The 20,928-nt window shown below is 62.9% G+C and carries 6 protein-coding genes; 3 read left to right on the forward strand and 3 right to left on the reverse strand.

From position 1 onward, the window contains the following. Positions 1–334 precede the first annotated feature (334 nt). The 3 genes from ACA062_RS15675 to lepB all read left to right on the forward strand — a co-directional run bounded on the left by ACA062_RS15675 (position 335) and on the right by lepB (position 3,941). Positions 335–1,672 carry an MFS transporter gene (locus ACA062_RS15675; RefSeq protein ID WP_497457210.1) on the forward strand — a complete coding sequence of 446 codons (1,338 nt, stop codon included), beginning with the start codon at positions 335–337 and terminating at the stop codon, positions 1,670–1,672. A 96-nt stretch (positions 1,673–1,768) separates the two neighbouring features. Next, positions 1,769–3,052, forward strand: a complete 1,284-nt coding sequence (gene salA, locus ACA062_RS15680) for a salicylate 1-monooxygenase (RefSeq protein ID WP_497457211.1) — start codon at positions 1,769–1,771, stop codon at positions 3,050–3,052. A gap of 103 nt (positions 3,053–3,155) precedes the next feature. Further along, entirely contained in the window at positions 3,156–3,941 is a 786-nt protein-coding gene (lepB, locus tag ACA062_RS15685) for a signal peptidase I (RefSeq protein WP_497457212.1), read from the forward strand. A 37-nt stretch (positions 3,942–3,978) separates the two neighbouring features. Here the strand turns inward: lepB and ACA062_RS15690 are convergent, their stop codons facing one another. Genes ACA062_RS15690 through ACA062_RS15700 form a run of 3 tightly spaced genes read right to left on the reverse strand, consistent with a single transcriptional unit; the run spans position 3,979 to position 20,851 of the window. After that, positions 3,979–4,347, reverse strand: coding sequence for a nucleotidyltransferase domain-containing protein (locus ACA062_RS15690; RefSeq protein WP_497457213.1), 369 nt, complete (start codon positions 4,345–4,347; stop codon positions 3,979–3,981). Further along, entirely contained in the window at positions 4,347–12,917 is an 8,571-nt protein-coding gene (locus ACA062_RS15695) for a Tc toxin subunit A-related protein (protein ID WP_497457214.1), read from the reverse strand. Before ACA062_RS15695 ends, ACA062_RS15690 begins: the two co-directional genes overlap by 1 nt. A gap of 26 nt (positions 12,918–12,943) precedes the next feature. Then, the gene (locus ACA062_RS15700) at positions 12,944–20,851 is read right to left on the reverse strand and encodes a SpvB/TcaC N-terminal domain-containing protein (protein ID WP_497457215.1); all 7,908 of its coding nucleotides are present in this window, start codon (positions 20,849–20,851) and stop codon (positions 12,944–12,946) included. Between the last annotated feature and the right edge of the window lie 77 nt (positions 20,852–20,928).

The following is a 20,928-nucleotide window of genomic DNA, read 5'->3' on the forward strand; positions in this document are numbered from 1 at the left end:
CAATAAATCCGTCGCCCGTCGTTGCGTCTGCACCGCTCTGAAATGGCCGCTGCAAGAGCCGCCAGCCTATCAATTGCCATAGCGACGCGTCCATCGCGTTGGCTGCGTGGCTTTTGCTCGTCCCTGAGCTGTATTCATACTCGAAATAACAGGTATGTGGATCACTGCATTTATCACGCTTGACGCCTTGGCCATGATCGCTGCAATGCCCAACTCCTGAACGGTTTACCTCACGCAAGAACGACACGCATACCGATCAGCCAGTTGGGCACCGCGCAACCTCCGCAGGCCTCTGAACCTGCGGCTCTATAACAATGACAAAAAGAGCGATGCCATGCGTACGATCGATGTATCAGCCCTGATTGACGGGGCACGTTTCAATGCCTTCCACGCGCGCGTACTGTTCTGGTGCGCGCTGATTATCATCTTCGACGGCTATGACCTGGTCATCTATGGCGTGGTGTTGCCTTCACTGATGGCCGAGTGGGGCCTGAGCGCATTGCAAGCTGGAGCCTTGGGTAGCTGTGCGCTGGTGGGCATGATGTTGGGTGCGCTGTTTTTCGGATCATTGTCCGACCGGATAGGCCGACGTAAAACCATCATGATCTGCGTCACCCTTTTCAGCGGGGTGACCGCGCTCAACGGCCTGGCGCAGAGCCCGGAGGCGTTTGCGCTGTGCCGGTTTGTGGCCGGTCTGGGTATTGGCGGGGTCATGCCGAACGTTGTCGCGTTGATGAACGAGTATGCGCCCAAGCAATCGCGCAGTACCTTGGTTGCCCTCATGTTCAGTGGCTACTCGTTGGGCGGAATGTTGTCTGCCGGCCTGGGCATGGTGCTGATTCCCCTGTGGGGATGGCAGGCTGTGTTCTATGTGGCCTTGATTCCACTGTTGGCTTTGCCATTTCTGATACGACAGCTGCCCGAGTCGATGGATTTTCTGCTGCGCACCGGGCAGACGATCAAGGCCCAGTCGCTATTGGCGCAGGCTGTGCCGAGTTATGTGCCAAGCGCAGCCGACCAGTTAAACCGCATCGCCGCCAAAGGCTCGAACGTGTCGATTTCACAGCTGTTCCGCGAGGGGCGCAGGTTGAGCACCTTCATGCTCTGGCTGGCGTTTTTCTGTTGCCTGCTGATGGTCTATGCATTGAGTTCCTGGTTGCCAAAACTCATGAGCGCCGCCGGTTATGGACTGAACTCGAGCCTGGCGTTTCTGGTGGTGCTGAACCTTGGTGCGATCATCGGCGCGGTCGCCGGCGGTTGGCTGGGCGATCGAATCGGCATTGCCAAGGTCTTGTTCGTCTTCTTCTGCTGCGGGGCGGCGGCCCTGAGTCTGCTGGCGCTCAAAGCGCCATTACCGGTGCTCTATTTGCTCATTGCCGTCGCCGGTGCGTGCACCATCGGCACGCAAATCCTGGCCAACGCCTGTACCGTCCAATATTACCCGCCGCAGATACGGGCTACCGGCCTCGGTTGGGCAATGGGCGTGGGTCGCACCGGCGCAATCATTGGTCCTTTGCTGGGCGGCGCATTGCATGCCTCTTCGCTGCCGTTACAGGCGAGCTTCCTCATCTTCGCCATTCCGGGATTGGTCGGGGCCATCGCCATTCTGGTCTTCCTGATACAAAACGCATCGAGCCGCCAGCGCTCAGCCTCCAGCCAATATTCACATTGATGATGCTGTGTATTGGAGTTGCTGTATTTATCAATAGCACTCAGTTGGCGATGATTCAGTGACTCCAATAACAAACAGCCACACGGGTATCTTGCTATGCATTCTTCTCCCTCTACCTTGCACATCGGTATTGTCGGCGGTGGTATCGCCGGCGTGGCATTGGCCCTGGATCTGTGCCGCCACTCCCATCTCAGCGTGCAGTTGTTCGAAGCGGCATCGGCCTTTGGCGAGGTTGGTGCAGGTGTCTCCTTCGGCGCCAACGCCGTTCGCGCCATCGCCGGCCTGGGCATTGCCGAACCCTATCGGCAGATCGCCGACCGCACGCTCGATCCATGGCAGGATATCTGGTTCGAATGGCGCCGTGGCGAGGATGCCGGCTACCTTGGCGCCAGTTTGGCCGAAGGGGTAGGGCAGTCTTCGGTGCACCGTGCGGATTTTCTCGACGCGTTGGCCAGCCAACTGCCAGAGGGCATCGCGCAATTCGGCAAGCGCGCGATCAGCGTAGAGCAGGATGAGCAACAGGCCCGCGTGTTGTTCACCGATGGCAGCGAACATCGTTGCGATCTGTTGATCGCCGCTGACGGCATCAAGTCTTCGATTCGTGATCATGTGCTTCAAGGCCTGGGCCACCCCCTCGCGGCACCCCGCTTCAGCGGCACCTGTGCCTACCGCGGGATGATCGACAGTCAACAGTTGCGCGCGGCGTACCGGGCCCGGGGTGTCGATGAGCACCTGGTCGACGTCCCGCAGATGTACTTGGGACTTGATGCACACATCCTCACGTTTCCGGTCAAACAAGGCCGACTGATCAACGTAGTGGCGTTCACTTCCGACCGCAGTCGGCCTGACCCGGCCTGGCCGAGCGATTCCCCATGGGTTCGCAATGCCACCCAGGAAGAGATGCTGGCTGCCTTCACCGGCTGGGGTGATGCCGCACGAGTGCTGCTCGAATGCATTCCGTCACCCACCCTTTGGGCCCTGCATGAACTCGAAGAACTGCCAGGTTACGTACACGGCCGCGTAGGGCTGATCGGCGATGCGGCCCACGCGATGTTGCCGCACCAGGGGGCCGGCGCAGGGCAGGGGTTGGAAGACGCCTGGCTCCTGGCCCGCTTGCTGGCTGACCCACAAGTGCTGGCAAGCCGGCCACAGGCTGTGCTGGAGGCCTATGACGCGATCCGCCGGCCACGTGCCTGTCGTGTGCAGCGCACTTCCTGGGAAGCCGGCGAACTGTATGAACTGCGCGATCCTGTTGTCGCCGATAACGAGCAGATGCTGGGTAAAACCCTCGCGGAGCGTTTCGAATGGCTGTGGGATCACGACATGCAGACCGACCTGCAACAGGCTCGCAATCAACTGGGCTGGACAGTACCTGCCTAGGGCTTGAACCGGCATGCGTGAGGCAGGGATGCATTCTTGAAGTTCATAAGTGGAGTGAACACGATACGCTTGCGGCCCGGCGCGCCTTTTCATGGATGTGTATATGCAAGTTGTTACTCCTGCCAGACCTTCGTTGGCGTTTCTGCTGGGGGCTGTCGTTAGCGGATGGGGATTACTCTATGCAGGTCGACCTCGACTCGCCGCAGCGCTCATTGCCGTGTTATGGAGCTGTCTGCTGATAGGAGGCTGGTCTGGACTTTTCACCAGCCGGCGCGGCGTAGTTGTCTTGGTCGCGATCATCATAGTGACGAAGTGCGTATCAGCATTTGCCGGCGCCTGGTTTGCGCGACGCCGGGTCAAAGTACACACCAAACGAGACCATTATTTCTTCCTTGCGGCGATGGCAGTCAGTTTTTGGCTGCTGATCCAACCAGGCACGCGCTCTCTCTTGCTAGGAATTGAGGGCTATCGCATTCAGGGAAATGGCATGGCCCCGACCCTGATGAAAGGCGATGCGGTGGTTTGTGATAGTCGACATAGCGATTACTCCCTGGGAGATGTCGTGGTTTACGAACGCGAAGGAAACGTCGAGGTCAAGCGTATCGCTGCCACCGAGGGGAACAGCATTGAGATTATCGACGGGGACGTGTTACTGAACGGAGAAAGCTTCGGGCCCTTTCATTCCGGGTCGCCAAGGGAAAAAAGCTACTCGCAGCGCTTCGAGCGAACACAGGTTCCGCGTGGATATGTTTTCATGCTTGGGGACAACCGCGACAACAGCCGCGATAGTAGATCCGAGGGGCCAGTACCGCTCGCTAGCGTCCGCTGCAAGGCCACTGAAATAGTGTATTCGGCGGAGCGTGGGAGAACTGGAACAGCGATATGGTAGGCATTGAGCCAAAGCAGACACCACCCGCCGACGGATATCAAATGATCGCATCGCTCCCCACGTGCAACGCCGGCACCTGCACCGCCGCCTCCGCGGTCCAATAGTACAAGCGGGCCTGTTTCACGATGATCCAGGCGAATGACAATTCCTCTCGCGCATCGGCCTCGAACTCCTCCGGGGTGAACACATGGACGTCGAGCGGGTGCATGACGCCGAACAGATGCCGACAGATCGATCGGCGTCGCGCTGACTTTGCCAGTGGGGTGCGCTGGATGACGAACAGGTCCAGGTCGCTGTCCTCGCGGGCGAGCCCGACTGCGTATGAACCAAAGGTGCCGGCCGCGATGGGCTGGCACCCTTGGACGATGCGCGAGACGATGCGCTGGATGTCGGCTTCGCTGAGCATCAGGCGATCCCGTAGCTGACGATCAGCAGGATGTCGTTGAACTGCGAGGCGTCCAGGCGTGCATGTCCATTGAGCGTGATGGCGATCGCCGGCGCAATGCCGGACTCGGGCACGGTCATCGTGTAGGCGCCCGGCGGTCCTGACTGGCCCGTGACGACGCCAAGCGCCGCGACGGGGTCGCCGCCAGACGGTGGCGGCACCTGGTTGATCGACAGGGCAACAGCGGTGCCGCCGGTTGGCCCGAACGTGGCGTTGGCGATCTGGGTGCCAGCTGGCGGTACCTCGGTCAGCATCAGGTTGATCGAAATATCGGTGATGGAAGCCGCGCCCAGACTGGAGAACGGGAAGACATTGGCCAGCAGCGGCAACGTGAGCACCTGCTGCGTGGCCTCGGGATCGGCGGGGTTGAAGAAGGCGTAGTAGGCGTCGCTGAAACTGCTGCGCACGCTCAGCAGAAACTGCCGCGGGCCCAACGGCTTGAGCGCCTGGCGTACCGCCTGGGGGTCACCGCCGGCCGAGCGCGCCGAATAGCGCAAGTGCAGGACGACGTCGGTGAGGGTGGAGACATCGAAGCCGTTGTCGCGGGGATCGAGCTCCAGGGTCCATGTACTGATTGCACCTTGCCCTTCAAAGGGTAACCAGCGCTCGTCGTGCAGGTTGACCTCGAACAGGCCCGCATCGTCCTGGCCATGACTGGTGCTGATGCTAACGTTGGCAGCCGGCAGGCTGGCCGCGAACGCCGGGGCCGCGGCCACATCCCGCGCCAGTGCAGGCGTGTACGGCGCAGTGGGCGGCTGCACGCGAACCTTGGCCTGGGCGAGCGTCAAGTTGGCGTTGACGCCACTGTAGGGACCGGTGACGCAGGGCACGGTGAGTGCCACCGAACGCAGCCGACGGAAATACTGCCCGGGGTGATCGCGATCGAACAGCGCTTCGTCCAGTGCGATATCGCACAGGCCCGTCTGGAGCAATTGCACCAGGGCCAGGGGTTGCGTCAGCGCCAGCGAGACATGTTTGACCAGCTCGATCTCGCGGGTATTGGCTTCCAGGTACCGGGCCTGCATCCGGCGCAAATCGAAGAGCAGGCTTTCCCCGGCCGTGAGCCCTTTGAGTTGGGTGTCCCAGTAACCGAACTGGACGAAGGCGTCCTGGCTGCCGAGTTCGTACTGATAGGCGCCCTGGGCCTGCCGGGCGAGGGCGAAGGCCAGCTGGTAGGCCTGGGTGTGCACCGTGGTGAGTTGCGTCAGCATCCAGCCGTACAACTGCTCGTTGGTATATCTTTCATTCAGGAAGTCGCCTACGGCGCGGGCGTTGGCGATCTGGCGCGTCTGCAGGACGACTTCGCTGTTGGCCATCGCCAGCCGGTCATTGGCCATGGCGATCTGGGTCTCGAGTTGAATCAGCTCGGCGGCGGCGATTTCCTTTTGCAGGTTCCATTCGTCCATGCGTCGGTGGTAGCTGCCCAGGGTCGCCGTCATTCCCGCGACCTCGCTGATGACGCCCGCAGTGCCGCGCTGGGCGCTGGCCGAGGACGCGAGCGATGCGGCCACCTGGTCGCCGCTGACTTTGACCAGCGAGGTTGGACTGCCGGCCCAACCCGTCGCGCCGAAGGTCATTTCCGGAATCAGGTGGGCGCCGCTGGCGGTGAGGTCCAGGGGCACCGCCATGCCATTGATGATCGCTGCCTGGATCTGCAGGGCACCCGCCGCGACTTCCCATGGGTTCATGAAGTCGATGCTTGCATAAAAGTCGTGGCGAATCTGGACCGTGGCTTTCTGATTCTGCAGGGCCGCGACCTGGCCCTCGGCCTCCGCAACGGCCCGGGTCTTGATGTCGAGCAGCCGCGTCTGGATGTCGATGTCCTGATTGGCGCGCAACACGCCGAGCGCCTCGGCATCCTTTTTTTCCAGTGCCGCCAGCACGCTGGCGCCGTAGGCGCGCACATCATTGGTCAACTCCAGGGCGCGTTCCAGGTAGACGGGGAACCGGTACACCGGCGTGAATGCCGCGGCGGCACCGATCGTTCCGGTGCCGTAGGCGGCCTGCCCTCCCATCAGTTGCAAAGGATTGATCGGCGGGGCGTACAGCGGCAATGACTGGGCGACGCCCTGCAGGTTCAGGCAATGGCGGATCTTGTACAGGCGGTCGGCGACCGTGTCCCAATAAGCCAGCAGCTGATCGTTGGGCGGTATGCAGAAAAACAGCGTGGATAGCTGCGGCAGGTCCGGCGCCTCGCTCACGGCGTCCAACGTTTCCAGCGCCGGGGTCGGCGCCGCGATCACATTCTCGATGGCGACCAGCACATCGGAGAATTCGTCCAGCCCGTCCTGGATGGCGGCGTAGTTCGTGGCGTCCGGTCGGGTGGCGAAATCGACGTCGCGCAGGCGCACCTGTTCGGGCCGGGGGCCCAGGATCAGGTTGGCGAGCACATAGAGCTGCTCGGCCTGTGCGACCTTTTCCATGGTGTACTGGGCGTACAGCGAGTCACCCCAGGCAATCAGGTTGTCGAGGAACTTCATGACAGTCGCCTTGGCGTACGCGCCGATGCGCAACCGGGCGATGCGGTGCGGATCGAAAGGATGCGCCAGCCAGTCCTGGAGTGCGGCGGCGGTGTCCGGGTCCGCGGTGCCTTGCTGTGCGTTGGCCGCCAGTGTCGCCAGGATGTGCTGGATCTGCTGTGCCAACCAAGTGTCGGCATTCATTTCGTAGAACGGCCGGGTGCGCCAGAAGTGCCCCGGTACTGGCGCGGGGTTCGGGTCGGTTGGATCGAAGACGTATTTGAGCCATTGCATCGCAGGCTCGTGTTGCTGGTTGCGCATCAACTGCGTGGCCACCAACATCGGCGCGTGATAGAAAAGCTCCCAGTTATAGAGGGAGTAGGCACCCGATACGCTGAAATCGACGTCCTCCCGGGGATAGGGTGTCATGACCGGGGGTTGCGGTTGGTACGCTGTCGCGAAGTCGAAGTTGCCCTGGCCGCGTACCGTTTGCGGATCGGTCTGCAGCTGGCGCGACATCAGCCGGTCGGTGCCGCCAATCTCCAGTTCGCGCAGGAATGTACGCGCGTAGGGGTGATAGAACGGCGTAAAGGCATAGCTCGTTGTCCACTGCGGGATGTAGGCGAGGTCGTCGAGTTCCTGCGGTGAGCTGGATACGGTGTAGTAATGCGGGCATACGAAGAAGGTTCGCGTCGAATCGGCGGCGAAGAACGGATCCGCGGAATCGAACACCCGGTCCTGCATCGGCACCACCACACGCTGGTTGTCGATGGAGTCCAGCAGGGTCAATGCCGCCGGCGCGCTGTGGCTGCCGGCCAGGGCCAGCACCGTCAGCGGGTTGACCGGGCCCGGATGGGGACCGTAGCTGCAGAGATCCTGGCCGCGGAATCGGTAGTTGGCCGCCGTCACCAAGGTATTCGGAAACTGGTATTTTTGCCTGATGAGCGCGTAGCTGGGTTCCTGCGACTGATCGACGGCAGAGGCGGCGGGCAGGGAGTTCTGCGAATAAACGGTGAGCGCTGAATCCGGCATGGGCAACTGGGCGGTGCCTACCAGGACACTGGACCAGATGCCGTAGTTGACCCAATGTACACTCAGATAGATCTCCAACTGCAACGTCGACTGCGCGTCCGCGAACGCGCGGAAGGTGAAGTCGAGCGCCGGGTTATCGGTCTGGACATAGCTTTTTTCGGCATAGGTGCGCTTGGCCTGCCATTGCCCCGCACTCAACTCGCTCATCGCGAATTCGATGGACCAGAATTTCCTGGCGGCCGCTGCGGAATTGGGCGTTGGCGCCCCGTTATTGGAGGTCGGTATGCTTTGGGTGCCGGCCTTCTCGGCGATCTGCTTGAAGATCGGCCAGACCAGATGCAGTCGCTGGTCCCACACCAGCGGCACGACCTGATCCGAGGCGATATCCAGGTTCAGCGCCTGCCATGGGCTCCAGACGCCGCAGCTCAGCGAGCCCTCGGCCCGGCTGCGGTAGTACCACTTCGGCGGCGCGCCACGTGTGCGCGCGAACACATGCAAGACCCGGGATCCATCGGCGCGAGTCTCGCGGTAATGCGCGGCGACGGTCAGGTGCCTGACTTCCACCAGTTTGCGTACATAGTTCTTTAACGCCGCCGTGGTCGCGTCGGTGTCGCAGTTGCTTTGCTTGAGTTCGTTCTCGAGGTCGGAAAAGAACGGCGAGCGGTCGGTGCGCAGCTCGGGAAGCAGATAGTTCTCGGGGTACAGGAAGACCTGGCGGTTGGCCTGCCAGAGCCTGAACTGGCTCATCCACGTCCATTGGTTCCAGCCCGGATCGACGGTTGAATCCACCGAGACGCCAGGGACCAGGCCGAGGAAACATTGCTGCACGAATTGCTGCACCGCCAGCGAAGCCTCCAGCAATCGCGTGGTGATGCCGCACGCGCACATGCCGGGGTCGATGAGAAAGCCATTGAAAATATCGTCGCTGCTGAGCAGCGGCGGCGTCAGTGCGACGGCCGGGCCCGGACCGAGGAGGTAAGCCACCAAGGCATCGCGGCGCATTTCGCGCAGGGTGTCTTCCACCGGCTGCACGGCGCCCAGCCAGGCCGAAGGGGCGTAGAGGGACTGGAAGATGCCCATGGCGGCAGAGGCGGACTCCACGGTCGGCGGCGCGGCTGACAGTTGCAGCAGCGCCGCAGCCCCGATGTGATAATGCGCCATGGCGTCGAGCGCCGTGCCAATCGCCGTGAGCAGGCCCATGTCGGCGAGCGTGCCGGCCTGGGTGCCCGCATCCAGCGTGGGCGTCTTCGCCGCCAGTGCATTGGCCAGGACGGTCAGGTCAGTGGTGCTGGTATTCAGGGCGGTGGCCAGGGCGCCGGCCTCATCGCCAATGGCGCCGGCCAGGTCAGCGGGCAACGCCAGCACCCAACGGCCCAACACGTCGAACAATCTGGGTGCGCTCGCCGTCTGGCGGCGGTTGAGTTGCAGCGCCTGCAGCAGGCGTTCGAAGGGCAGATAGACATTGCCGGCAGGCGGGGACAGGGCCAGCGCGGCCGGATTCAACCAGTTGAACGAGGCCGCGTGCTGGATCAGGAAGGAAAAGCTCGACACGGTCGGTCTTAGTGCATTGAACAACGCGGCGGCCTTCGCCACGCGGGTGAGCCCGTCCACCAGCGGCTGGAAAGGTGTCGGGTCCACGCCATTCGTTTGCGCGAGCAACTGCGTGATCGTGGTGGCAGGCAGCGGCAGTATGCCCGTGCTGGTGAGCGCGGGTGCCAGGACGTTGGCGCTGACGCCAGTCGCCGCGGCCAAGGCGCTGACAAACAAGGTTTGCACCGCAGCGGGGTCAGCCGGCGCCAGCTTGGCCAGCGCATCGCGAATCGCCTGCAACACGGCCGTCGCCTCTGCCGGTGTAAACGTCATTTCGCTGCGGGTGGCCGATCCGTTGCGCAGCAGATAGTCCAGGTCGGCCAGCTTGATGCCGGTCCCTTGCAGCAGCGCCAGTCTGCGCAGGAACTCGGCCGTGTCGGCCGGCGTGCCGCCGAAAGCGGGAGCGGACCCGGAAGGCAACGCATCGCAGAGTGTCATCCACAGCAACAGGTCCGGCACGGTGAGGGATAAAGAGGCGGCGAGCCGGGCGTGCCGGAGCAACAGGTTGAGGCCGTCGAGCGACAACTCGAGGGTGACGCCCGTTGCGGCGCCAATCGCGGCGAGATCGTCGGCGCTCAAGCCCAGCGCCGCTTTGATCGCATTGGCATCGATCGGCCCTCCCGGCAAGGCACCGGCGTCGACAAAGACCCCGGACCAGGACGCCAGCAACGTCGGACTGCGGAACACCCGGTCGTAAGTCGATGCAACGAGGGTATCCACCTCGCCCAGGTGACTGTTCACGTCATGGGTGGGCATCGGCCCCCAAAAACTCAGCAGCTCCTGCAGCGGCAGCCTGAGTCGCTCGCGCAAGGCCAGCGCATCGGCAATGAATACCAGGAACGCGTCGTCCAGGTTGCCGTTCGCCGATTCAAGCGCCCAATCCAGCTCCCACATCTGCAGCCCGGTGGCCGTCCACAGCCGCAGGAAGCGATTGGCCCGGTCAAGCACGGCGGCATCGAGCCCCTCAAAGGTCATGAGCGCCGTGTCGCAGCTCGCGATGTTGAGGTTGTCCTGGACGGTGAAACCCAGCTTGAGGGTCACGTTGCCGCCCGTCACCCAGGCTACTTCCAGCAACTGGCACAATTGGGCGAAGTCCAGATGTGCCCGCCCCAGCAGCACGGGCACCTTGGATAAGGCGGCGATCCAGTCGGCGGGGGACGGGCTCAGCGGTTGCCTCGTCTTGGGGTCATATACGTTCGTCGGGTTGGCCTGGGCATCGAATCCCCAACGCTCCCAGGGCGGGTGTGGGTCGGTACCGTTGATCACCGCCTGTAAGGCGGGATTGAGGCCCAGTTGCGCGGCAGCCCGCGCCGCCGCACTGCCGCTGCCGCACAGGCGCATCACCTGGTCGAGTCGAGTGCCCATCGCCTGCAGGAACGCCGAAGTCCGGGCAAAGGACAGATCGAAGGGCAGCGTCAGCGGGAAGACCGTCACCGCGGTTTTATCGTACGCCGCCTGTGACACGTGCTGGGGCAGCGCACGCCGCTCCGCGGAGGAGCCCGTGGTCGCGAAGAGCGTGAGTGGTGCAGCGGGCGGTGCTATCGCCGATTCCAGCAATTCATTGACCAGGTCGATGTAGGGCAACGTGACGTCGGTGTTGTCGCAGCCCAGGGCGATGAATGGCAGATCGGGCCGACGGGAGAGCAGTGCATCGAGCACTGCGCGTTGTTTGAGAAATTGCAGCAAGTCCACGAAGTAGGCCGCGGGACTGAGCACCGAGCGGCATTCGCTGCATTCACAGTAATCGAGCGAACCAAACAAGGCCTGCAGGTCCGGCAGGTTGGCCAGCGAGTCCGCAGCAGGCACGGGGGAGGCCATCAACGCCACCGTGGTGCCATTGAGCGCGAGGTTGTAGCGGCCGAAAGCGGACAACGCGCTGGCGTAGCGCGCTTGCGCGCGCAACCAGGCCGCCTCGGCTCGCGGTTCACTGCCGAGCAGCGGTGCCATCTGCGCGACGAAGGGTGCGCGCCCGCTGAAATAGACGGCTTGTGCCGAGTGGTAACCCGCGTCTTCAAGTGCTTCTACCGTAGCGTAGCGCGCCGACAAAAAGGACAGCCGTTGCAGGGTCTTCAGTGAACCCAGGGCCTCGGTCGACAGCTCGACGTTGTTCCTGGCGACGTACCGATCGATGTTTGTGCGCCGCAGATTGAGTCTCGGGTTCGCGGTCAGTACCGACACCAATTCCTCCCTGGCGGCGAAAGAGGATCCGGTGGCTTTGCTCAGGCCGCCAAGAAAGGTCGTTGTCAGGTAGCGCGACTGGAAACGTTCGGCCAAGGCCTTGGCGAAACGGGCGATGCGCTGTGCCGGCGTGTCATCGGGCAACACCTGGGGAATCGTCGAAGCCTGCGGATCGAGTTGCTCGATCCTGGCGATCCAGTCGGCTTCATCGAGCAGGGCGAGATTCTGCACGCTTGCCAGTTCTCCTCGAGCCAGGCGCTGCAGGGTGTCTTTCACCAGTGTCAGGTTGCCGCCGAGCAATTCGCTGGCGTTCAGTGCGGTGTTGAGCGTCGCCAGTTGTTCCTTGGTCAGCGCAGGGTCGGCACGCAGCAGCTTCCATGTGGTACGCAGACGTTTACCCGACACGGCGTAGGCCTGGATGAAGGCAGCGCTCACCGCAGCCTCGACGCCGGCGGCACTCAACACGTCGTTGAGTGGCGTCTTGCCGCGGATGTAAGGCGTCGCGCCGACACGCTGCGTGCGCAACGCGCGCAGCTGCGCCAATTGATCTTTCTGTTTTGCCGCATAGGTGGCGGGCAGCACATTGGCCGCGAGTGCGGCGCCGAGCGCCTGCGCCAGCGACGCGTCCGAATGGGCCAGCACCCCCGTCAGCACCTGCGCAATGAATGCGTCGTCGATGCCGGCATCAGGCAACTGCCCCAGCGCCGTGTCGAGGGGCGCCGGAATGCCCTGGCTGAACAGGCCGTACAGCGTGTGTTCGTCCAGCTTGCCCGGCACTGCCAGGCGTCGCGCGATGTACAAGCGGGCCACGTCGGCAAACGGCACGCCGCTGGCTTTCGCGACAAAATCCAGTTCGCGATGGTCCTTGTTCTGTTTCAGCTTCGCCAAGGGCGTCTTCAGCAATTGACTCGCGACCGTGCTGCTCAGCAGCGTGTGGGCCGACGGCGCAGGCACACGGCCGACGCCTGCCGTCGTCAGGTCGATGTCGACATGCGCATCGGCAGCGAACAGGACTTCGGACTCCGCGGTGACCTTGCCGTCGGCGTCGAGGGCTTGCACGATCAGGTTGACGGCTTTATTGCGCCGATAGGTCAACAGGAACCCGCCCGACTCATCCGTGGCCGCCGAGGCGAGTTCCGATCGATCGCGTACCCGCTGCGCCAACAAAGAGATGCGCGCACCGGCGATGGGTGCGCCGTCCGCGTCGACGAAGGTTCCCTGGACGCTGCCCTGGCCGTCGCCGGTAGCGCCTGGTGTGAGTTCGATAGGCATGGAGCATCCTCCGTGAATCAAACTGACTATTGCGAGAGTCGATCAAAAGCTCGACTGAGTTGGGCACAAACACCGCTGTGGCACCACGCTGCATACACGTCATCGCCAGAGGTCAGGACTGTCTTGAGCTGCATGTCCGACAAGAGTTCGGCATTGAGCACGCGTACGCCGGGCGCATGGCCGTTTCGGCCGATGACGTTGATGTCCGCGTTCAGGAAATGCCGCTGCCCCCCCACGTTGGGATTAAGATCATCGGCGGTCTGCGACAACATTCGCCCTGTCTCATCGCCATGGGGCCCCGACAGAATCGTCAGCCTTCGCCCCGTCCGGCCGAACCGGCGTATCGCATTCAACAGGCCGCCCTGGGTAACGGGGCCTCTGCTCAGGATGAGTTGAGTCCCCCCGCGTATCCACCTCGAGTACCAGCGATCGTTCGACAGGTGCGCCAGGACGCCTTCGGAGTCCGCCAGATAAAGCGGGCCGTTTTTGACCGGGAGGTAATTGTGCGGCCCCCTGACATCATCCGCGCCGGGCGCCACGGGTGCCTTGGGTTTGGCGGGCATGGCCGACATCGTCAGGAAGCCCATGGCAATACCCTGGAAAACCTGCACGTCGGTGCTCATGCTTTCGGTCACGATCGCACCGGTCATCATGTTCAAGGCGTTGGGTTTGACCGCCCATTCCGGATGGTCGAGTTTCATTCCCCAGTAACCTTTATTAGCGTCCGAAAGGGCATTCCATTGTTTTTCGCTTATCTTTATCTCGAAAAGCATGTCGCCGATCATATGGACGATGATTGAAGCGTCGAGGTTGTCGCCGGCGTCGTACAGCTTGGGTATGAGTGTGCGCAGCATGTCGATCCGCTCCTTGATCTTGCCCCTCTGCGTCGGCGTTATCGGCGGGCCCTGGGCGTTCCAGCGAGGCAGGTCCGGGGTCAGCAGGTCGCGAATTTCCTTGGTACGGGCGTCGATCCTGGCGATGTCCTCGTCCGTCGGACGGCCATCATCAGTCCCGGCCGGATCAGTCAGCCCGGTGGGGCAGGACATGACGTATTCGTACAAGTTGAGGCCGCCTTGCAGTCCGGTGGGATCGCAGCTCGTCCATCGGCCCAGCCAGGTCGCGTAGTACCTGGCCCCGTGGTAGCTCAGCCCGCTTTCCTCATCGCGCTCCATCCGGGTGAAGCGATAGCGCTTGCGGCTGACTTCCACCGCGCTGCGTCCCGCCTGGTACGATGTGTTGCCGTAGGGACAAAACTCTTCGTAGGAAATCACCTGCGCCGCATCGTCCAGTTCCAGCACCGCCGAACCCAGGTGATTGCTGAACTGATAACGCACCAACCGCGCGGGAGAACCATCGTTGCCCTGGGTCCGCGTCTCTACCTGGGCGATGCGTTGCCGGTCGTCGGCCACGTGCAGCGTTTCGCGTTGCAGGGTGAGGGCGCCCGCGTTGTCGTACTCGACATACACTTCGAATCCGTCCAGATAGAACCGCTCCTTGCGTTTGATGCCAGCCGGCGATTGGGTAATCTTGCGGGCCCGTTGGCCGGTACCGTCGTACACGTAGAACGTGCGCTCGCCCAGGTGCAGCGCGCCATCGGCATCGTCGGCATTCACCGCCTGGCGCTGCGACATAGAGAGCTCGTCATGGAAATTCCACTGCATCGCCTGCAATTGCGGCATCGACGTCATGTTGCCGTGAAGGTCGTATCCGTACGCCTCGGTCAGGCCCTGGGTCCCGGTGACAACCGTTGAGGACAGGCGATTGCCGACCTTTCCCGGCTCCAGCGCACTGGTTTCGTTGTAGTTGTAAGTACGCGTCCATCCCGCATGGATGGGCTGGCTGCCCTTATGAATCAACCTGAGAAAGTTGCCTGCGGGGTCATAGTCGTAGTGCTCGGTGTACGTCCCCATGGCTTTGCCGTTATGGGGGCTCGGCAAGCGAACGCGAGACGCGTCGCTGTATGAACTCGCCGCCGGTGCCAGCGGGATGTCGTTGGCGCCCAGTCCAAGGAGCTCGCGGCCGTTGGCTAGCGTCAAGCGATAGAGGGCATCGTAGGCATAGTCATTGCTCGGTTCCACGCGCTGGTTGCGGAAAAAAATGGTTTGCTGCGCGGTGTCGCGAACGGCGGTGACGTTGCCCACCGGATCGTAGGTGTAGACGAGGTTCTGGATCTGGCATCCGGGCCAGTCCGTGTCCTGTGGCGACGGACAATCGTCGGCAAAACCGGCCGGGTTGCGTCGGGTGAGCACCCGCGTCAGACGCGAGGTGAATGGATCGTAGTCGTACCTCGTCCTGGCGCCGTTGCCATGGTCGATCAACGTGCGACGGCCTTGGGCGTCGTAATCGATGTTGGTGATAAAGGGCGTCTGCGCCGCCGCGCCCGCCAGATTGATGCTGACGGTCTCGAGCATATTGGCGGCGTTATAGGTGGTACGCGTGATGCTTCCATCAGGGGTGGTAGCCGCGGTCGGACGGTTGAGCGCATCGTATTGGGTATGGCCGATGAAGGTGCTGCCAAGTACTGGCGGTGCCGACCAGTTCGGCAATAGCTGATGGTCCTCGATGAATTGCCGCTTGACCCCCAGCGCATTGCCCTTGAAGTCGTAGGCATGCGGCAGCCCGGTAACCGGGTCGAGTGCCAGGTGGGTGACGACACCGGCCGTGTCGCGGGTCGAGTAGGCACGGGTGCGAAGATTGAGCAGCACATCGTCCAGCATTCCTTCACCGTAAACGACCTGGTGGTACTGCACCTCGGTCAGGGTGCGCGGATCGGAATTCACGGCGTCGGTGCCCTGCACGAACAAGCCGGTCAGCCTGCGCAGTGCATCGTATTCGTTGCGGTGATTGTGGCCTCTGGAATCCCAGGCGCGAATGGTTTTCCCGGTGACATCGTCCAGGCTCCAGCGCTGCCCGGCTTCCATGCCGGACTTATGAACACTGCCGCCCAGCATGTGGTAGTCGTACACCATGACCTTGCGGTCGAGCGCATCGCTGACGGACCGCTGCAGGCCCTGGATGTCGAGCTCGACGCGCGTCGCGTATCGGCCGGCGGCGGCGTTGTCGGCGATGGTCAGGAACGGGCGTCCCAGCGCATCCAGGTGGGTGATGCCGGGCGTGTTGGCGTGGGCGGCCGCTTTCGCAGCGGCATCCTGCTCCTGCTGGCCGAGATTGGCGTTGATGCGTTGCGCATACCAGGTCGGTGCCAGATCACCGGTGGGCAGCAGACCGAGGTAGCTGCCCACGTCCGCATCGGCTGCAGGCTGGTCCACCAGCACGGTGTCGTTTGCGTCCCAGGATTGCTGATGCCACGCATCGAAGACGATCTTCTCGTAGGTCTGATTGGGATGGAGCGTGGCGACTACGCGGCCTAACGGGTCGTAGATAAGAATCGCGCTGACGCCCGCTTGTACGCCGAATTCGAACTGGTGCCCCTTCGCTGGTAACTGGCTGAAAAACGGCTCGTATTGCCGCACAGGTTTGCCCTTGTTGTTGCAAATGGTCCAGCCGCTGCCGACCCAACGCGGATCGATCACAGGGCCGTCCGCCACGGCCGGCCCAGGTTCGGCCTGGACTTTCTTCTGCACGGTTCGGCCGAAGCCATCGCAGTACCCAAAAGCAAGGTGCATTTTGCTGGTCTGACCCTGTGCAAGGTCGCTGACATGCGTTTCGCGCACGATAGTGGCGGCAAAGGCCGGCAACCACTGCGATGGATCGTCGGGGGCGGCCAGACGCGAATTGAAGAAGCGCAGCGGGTCGTAGACGATGCGCATCGTCGCCGTGCCCAGCAGCGCGCCGGCCAGGTCGTGGGGATCATCGGCGGCAAAAAAACCGTCGATTTCGGCAGGTGTCAGGCCGTCGGCAAAGCCGGTGAGTGAATCACCCAGGCTTTCGGTGGCCTTGCCCATGATGGCGGTCCCCGCCACAAAGCCGAGTGCATCGAAGGCAGCAGCGCTGCGATTGCCGTTGGGATCGGTGACGAGCACCGGCAACAGCACGCGGTAGTCGTGGGTGGCCGTTGTCGAGTTGCCAACCGCATCGGTGGTGTGCACCGGAACCAGATCGTGCACGTCGAAGGTGGCTGTCGCGTCATTGCCGTAGGGATCCACGGCGCGGCACGGCAGATAGAAATGCTCGAGCGCCGCGGATTTTTCGGCGGCGGGCGTGGTGGCGGTGGGTGAGTAAAAAACCCGGCTGGAGGGCTGCCACCAATGGCCGTCGCCATTCAAGTCGACATAACCACCGCCATCGGCGGCGATGCTGGCAAGCACGTCGGCAGGCACGGGCAGCAGCGCAGCGCCGTCCCGCCGATAGACCTGCGAAACCAGTCCCGGGGTGAATACGAGCTGGTACTGGACGCCTGGCAGCGCCAGCGCCTCCAGCGTGCCAGGCGGGAGGAGTGCGTTGGCGTCGGCGGCCGCAGTGCCCATATCGTCGGGCCGGTAGAAAGTGCTAGCCCGCGCAATCAATCGCCGGTACGTTTGCCCTGCCTGGAGACCCGAGGGATTCAGGTCTTCGAAGGCGATGTCGTGTGCGCCGTCTGCTGCGGTTTGAAGGGCACTGGCCAATTGCGCGAACCCCAGCAGCGGTGTAATGCCGGGCGGCGCATCCGATGGCGGGAGCTGGATCAGTTCGTAGCTGCTCGATTGCGCAGGCAACGGCGCACGGTACGCGTCTTCGGCGAGGACCGCGTTGGTGAAGGCCGCCTGCGCATAGGTGCTGAGTGGCGCTGTTTGTTTGCGTTGATCCTGCGGCGTCAGCGAGGGATCCAGATAACGGCGCCCGTAGGCGACCGCCGCGGATTGCAGCACGTTGCCGAAGGGATCGATCTGGAGCGTCAGCGCGTGGGACACCCGCGGGTCGGCGGCTTCCGTCGCGCCGGGCGGCGGCGCTGCCTGATCCACCAGCTGGTTGCCGAGGACTTTGTAAAGCTTGCGCTCGTAATGGAAGTCAATCGCCTCGCAGGTGAACGCGAAGAACACCGCATAGGGGTTTTCCCCCCGTGGTTGCAGAACTTCGATCCTGTAGTTGCGCTCGGAGACGCTGTAAGGACGGTCGGCGGCGTCAGAGCCGTCGAGCGCGTAGATTTCCTGGCGCAGAATCGAGCCACGCAACGGGCGGCAGGCCTCGCGCATCTCATCGGGTGAGCCGTTCCATGGCAGGCGACTGCCATCGGCAAGCAGCACGGCGTCGGGCAGCAGCGTGTCGTCGAGCAGCAGGCTTTGCTGTTCTGCGTCGCTCAACCCCGCAATGAAGCTGCTGTCGTCGCCTTCGTCGTAATACTCCTGTGCGAACTGCCGGGAGACGCTCGATTCGCCGAAATAGCCCCCCGTGTGGAACCACGTCCTGGTGTGCACCGGCGGCACTGAATACGCAGGGTCCTGGTTGTTCGCCCCTGGAAACGCGCCGCCCTGGGAGACGGCACTGATCTCTTCGGTGTCCCACTGATCGACGCGGCCGAAACCGCGAAATTCGCGCTCCACTCCGTCGAAATAGCCGTGGTGGTAGGCGTAGCGGGTGACGAAGCGATTGCGGCTGATGTAGTCATAGGTTTCCACGTGTTCGATCACATGCACCGGAAACGGCAGGCGGGTCAGCCAGGGGGTGCCCGCCAGTTTGTCGGCCACGTAGAACCGGGTCGAGGGCGCGTACCGGACGACAGTTTCTGCGCCCAGGTTGTTGCGCGAGCGCACCAGCAGGTGGGGCTTGTGGCCACCCATCAAGTCGATGTAGCGCATCGGGCGCGATGCGCTCGTGGGCAAGGGTGAAGACCAGAGCAAACAGGCCGTGCCGTTGCCGAGCAGGTCCAGCACCGTGGCCGACGATACGGATTCGACGGCCGGGAAATGTGCGAGGCGGCGTCGACTGCCCCAGGCGTTGCCGGATTGATTGAAATAAAGATCGATCGCGTTACTCGTGAAATAGAGGATGTCCGTGGTGCCGGACCCATCGATGTCGGCGAGGCGCAGGCGGTTGCCGTCGAACAGGTCGGCGTGATCGAAGCGGGGCGACTGCGCCATGGTGACCTTGGCGCCGAAGCGGCCATAACCAAGGTTGGGCCAGTAGCAGACCTCGCCGTTGCGAATGCGCACGAGGTCGGTCAGGCCGTCCCCGGACATATCGGCGAGAAAGATCGACTCGCTGCCATCCGCGAACACCAGTTGCGGTCCTGCTTCCTGATCCAGTGACTGGGGCCGGTGCTGCGCTGTGGCGAAGCCATCGACCGACAAGGAGGCATGCCAGCAGAACGCGTGGTCCTCGCTGATGAGCAGATCGGGGAAGCCGTCGCCGGTCAGATCGACGAACCTGAGGTTGGGGTTGCTCCAGTCGAGGACAGGGATCGACCGGAACCGCTTGAAACGGTCCCAGTCCTGCTCATCGGTGCGTTCGAAATAGCCGGGGGAGGGGCCGTCGAATGTCACGACAGCGAGATCGCCGGCACCCGACAGATTCATCAGATGCACGCGGTCGCTGTGCAAGGACGCCGGCGAGGGTTGCCGTGCTACGCGCTGCGTCGGCCCGAAGCGCGGCAGGGAGACTTCGGTGCCGGCGATGACCTGCCGGTTGGCCGGGCTCAGGTTCGACTTGTAATACCAGCTGCCGCCCTGTTCGGTCAGGATGCCGGGGACGCCTTCACTGTCCAGATCCACCCAGCGATAGCTGGCATCGCTGAGCCCACTCGGCAGGTTGCGCAAGCTTACAGCGTCGAGGTCGCGCACGGACTCGTCGATTTCAGCCTGGGTATAGTCGAACTCGAGCGGTGGCAGCGAACTCGCGCGGTATCCGGCGCCATCGCGAACGTAGCCCGTCTGGGTGACGGAGCGCAAAAAAGCGTAAAAAGGCTGCGTGGTGTCGACGGGTGGGGCAGATGCGTGTTCCAGGTGGGTGGCGCGCACCAGGCAATCGAGGCCGACGTTCGATTCACCGGCGAAATGATGAAACATCAGCACTCGCCGGCACAGGCGATAGGTGCGGATCTCGAAGCATGCACGATAGTTCGAGAATGGATCGGGCCGGCAGGTCCATGCCTGTGAAGTGTCCTGGGGGACCGGGGCCAGCAGGTCGTGCTCGCCATAGTCGAATACCACCTCGAAGCACCAGTCGACGGGTGGCGGGGGCGGTTCGGTGGCGGTCAGGTCCGGCAAGTAAGGCACGCGATTGCCGTAACGGATGCGCTTGACGTAACGCTGGGCCGATCGCGTCAGGTCACTGCGATTGCGCTCCTGGACCTGGGACAGGTCGACGCCTGCCGAGTCCTCCGGCTTGTATTCGTAAAAAACGGCGTTGCCCTTGTCGTCATGGCTTTCGCAAATCAACCAGCTGAAAATGCGCCCGGGGTCCAGAGGATCCGCAATCCGACTCTGCGCAGTCCTGCCGTACCAGGTCGTGACGTTGTCCTTGGAGATCGAGCGCCAGAACGTGTCCGCCGTGTTGGCAGTGTTCACCCAGTGTTCGATGCGCGCGAACAATCCTTCAATGCGAGGCCGATACCGGTGGATGCTGTACGGGTGTCCATACACGGTGCGCGGCGGCAGGACTTCGCGGACCCAGTCGTCGTCGACACGGAGCAGGACCGGCATCAGGTCTTCGGCACCCGAGAGCATGAAGATGTCGGGCTCTTCTGCCGCCCCGTACAGCGGCAAGCCCTTTTCCGTTTTGCGCGAGACGACGGGAAGCGACAGGTTCCAGCCGAAGCCGAAGGGCCCGTTTGCTGCACCGGAGTTGTAGTTGATGGACAGCTGAGGGCCGAATCCGCTGCGCCCGGGAGACGTGGCAATGGGCACCAACATCGAGCCCGTCCCGGTGACGGGGTCAGCGGCAAACTTTTCGCCCATCCCGCTGAGGGCACCGCCGCCTTTGGGCGAGACGATCTCGGGCGTCAAGCCGCGATTGGGGGGCTGTCCCGTGCTACCGGACTTGTGTTCAGCAGGCTCCATCGGTCCCTCCAGTCAAACGGATAGGACCTTGAACCGTATCGAGGGTCGCGGAAACGGCTCAGGCCGAGAGTGCAAAG

The organism is Pseudomonas sp. LBUM1679 (assembly GCF_059695565.1).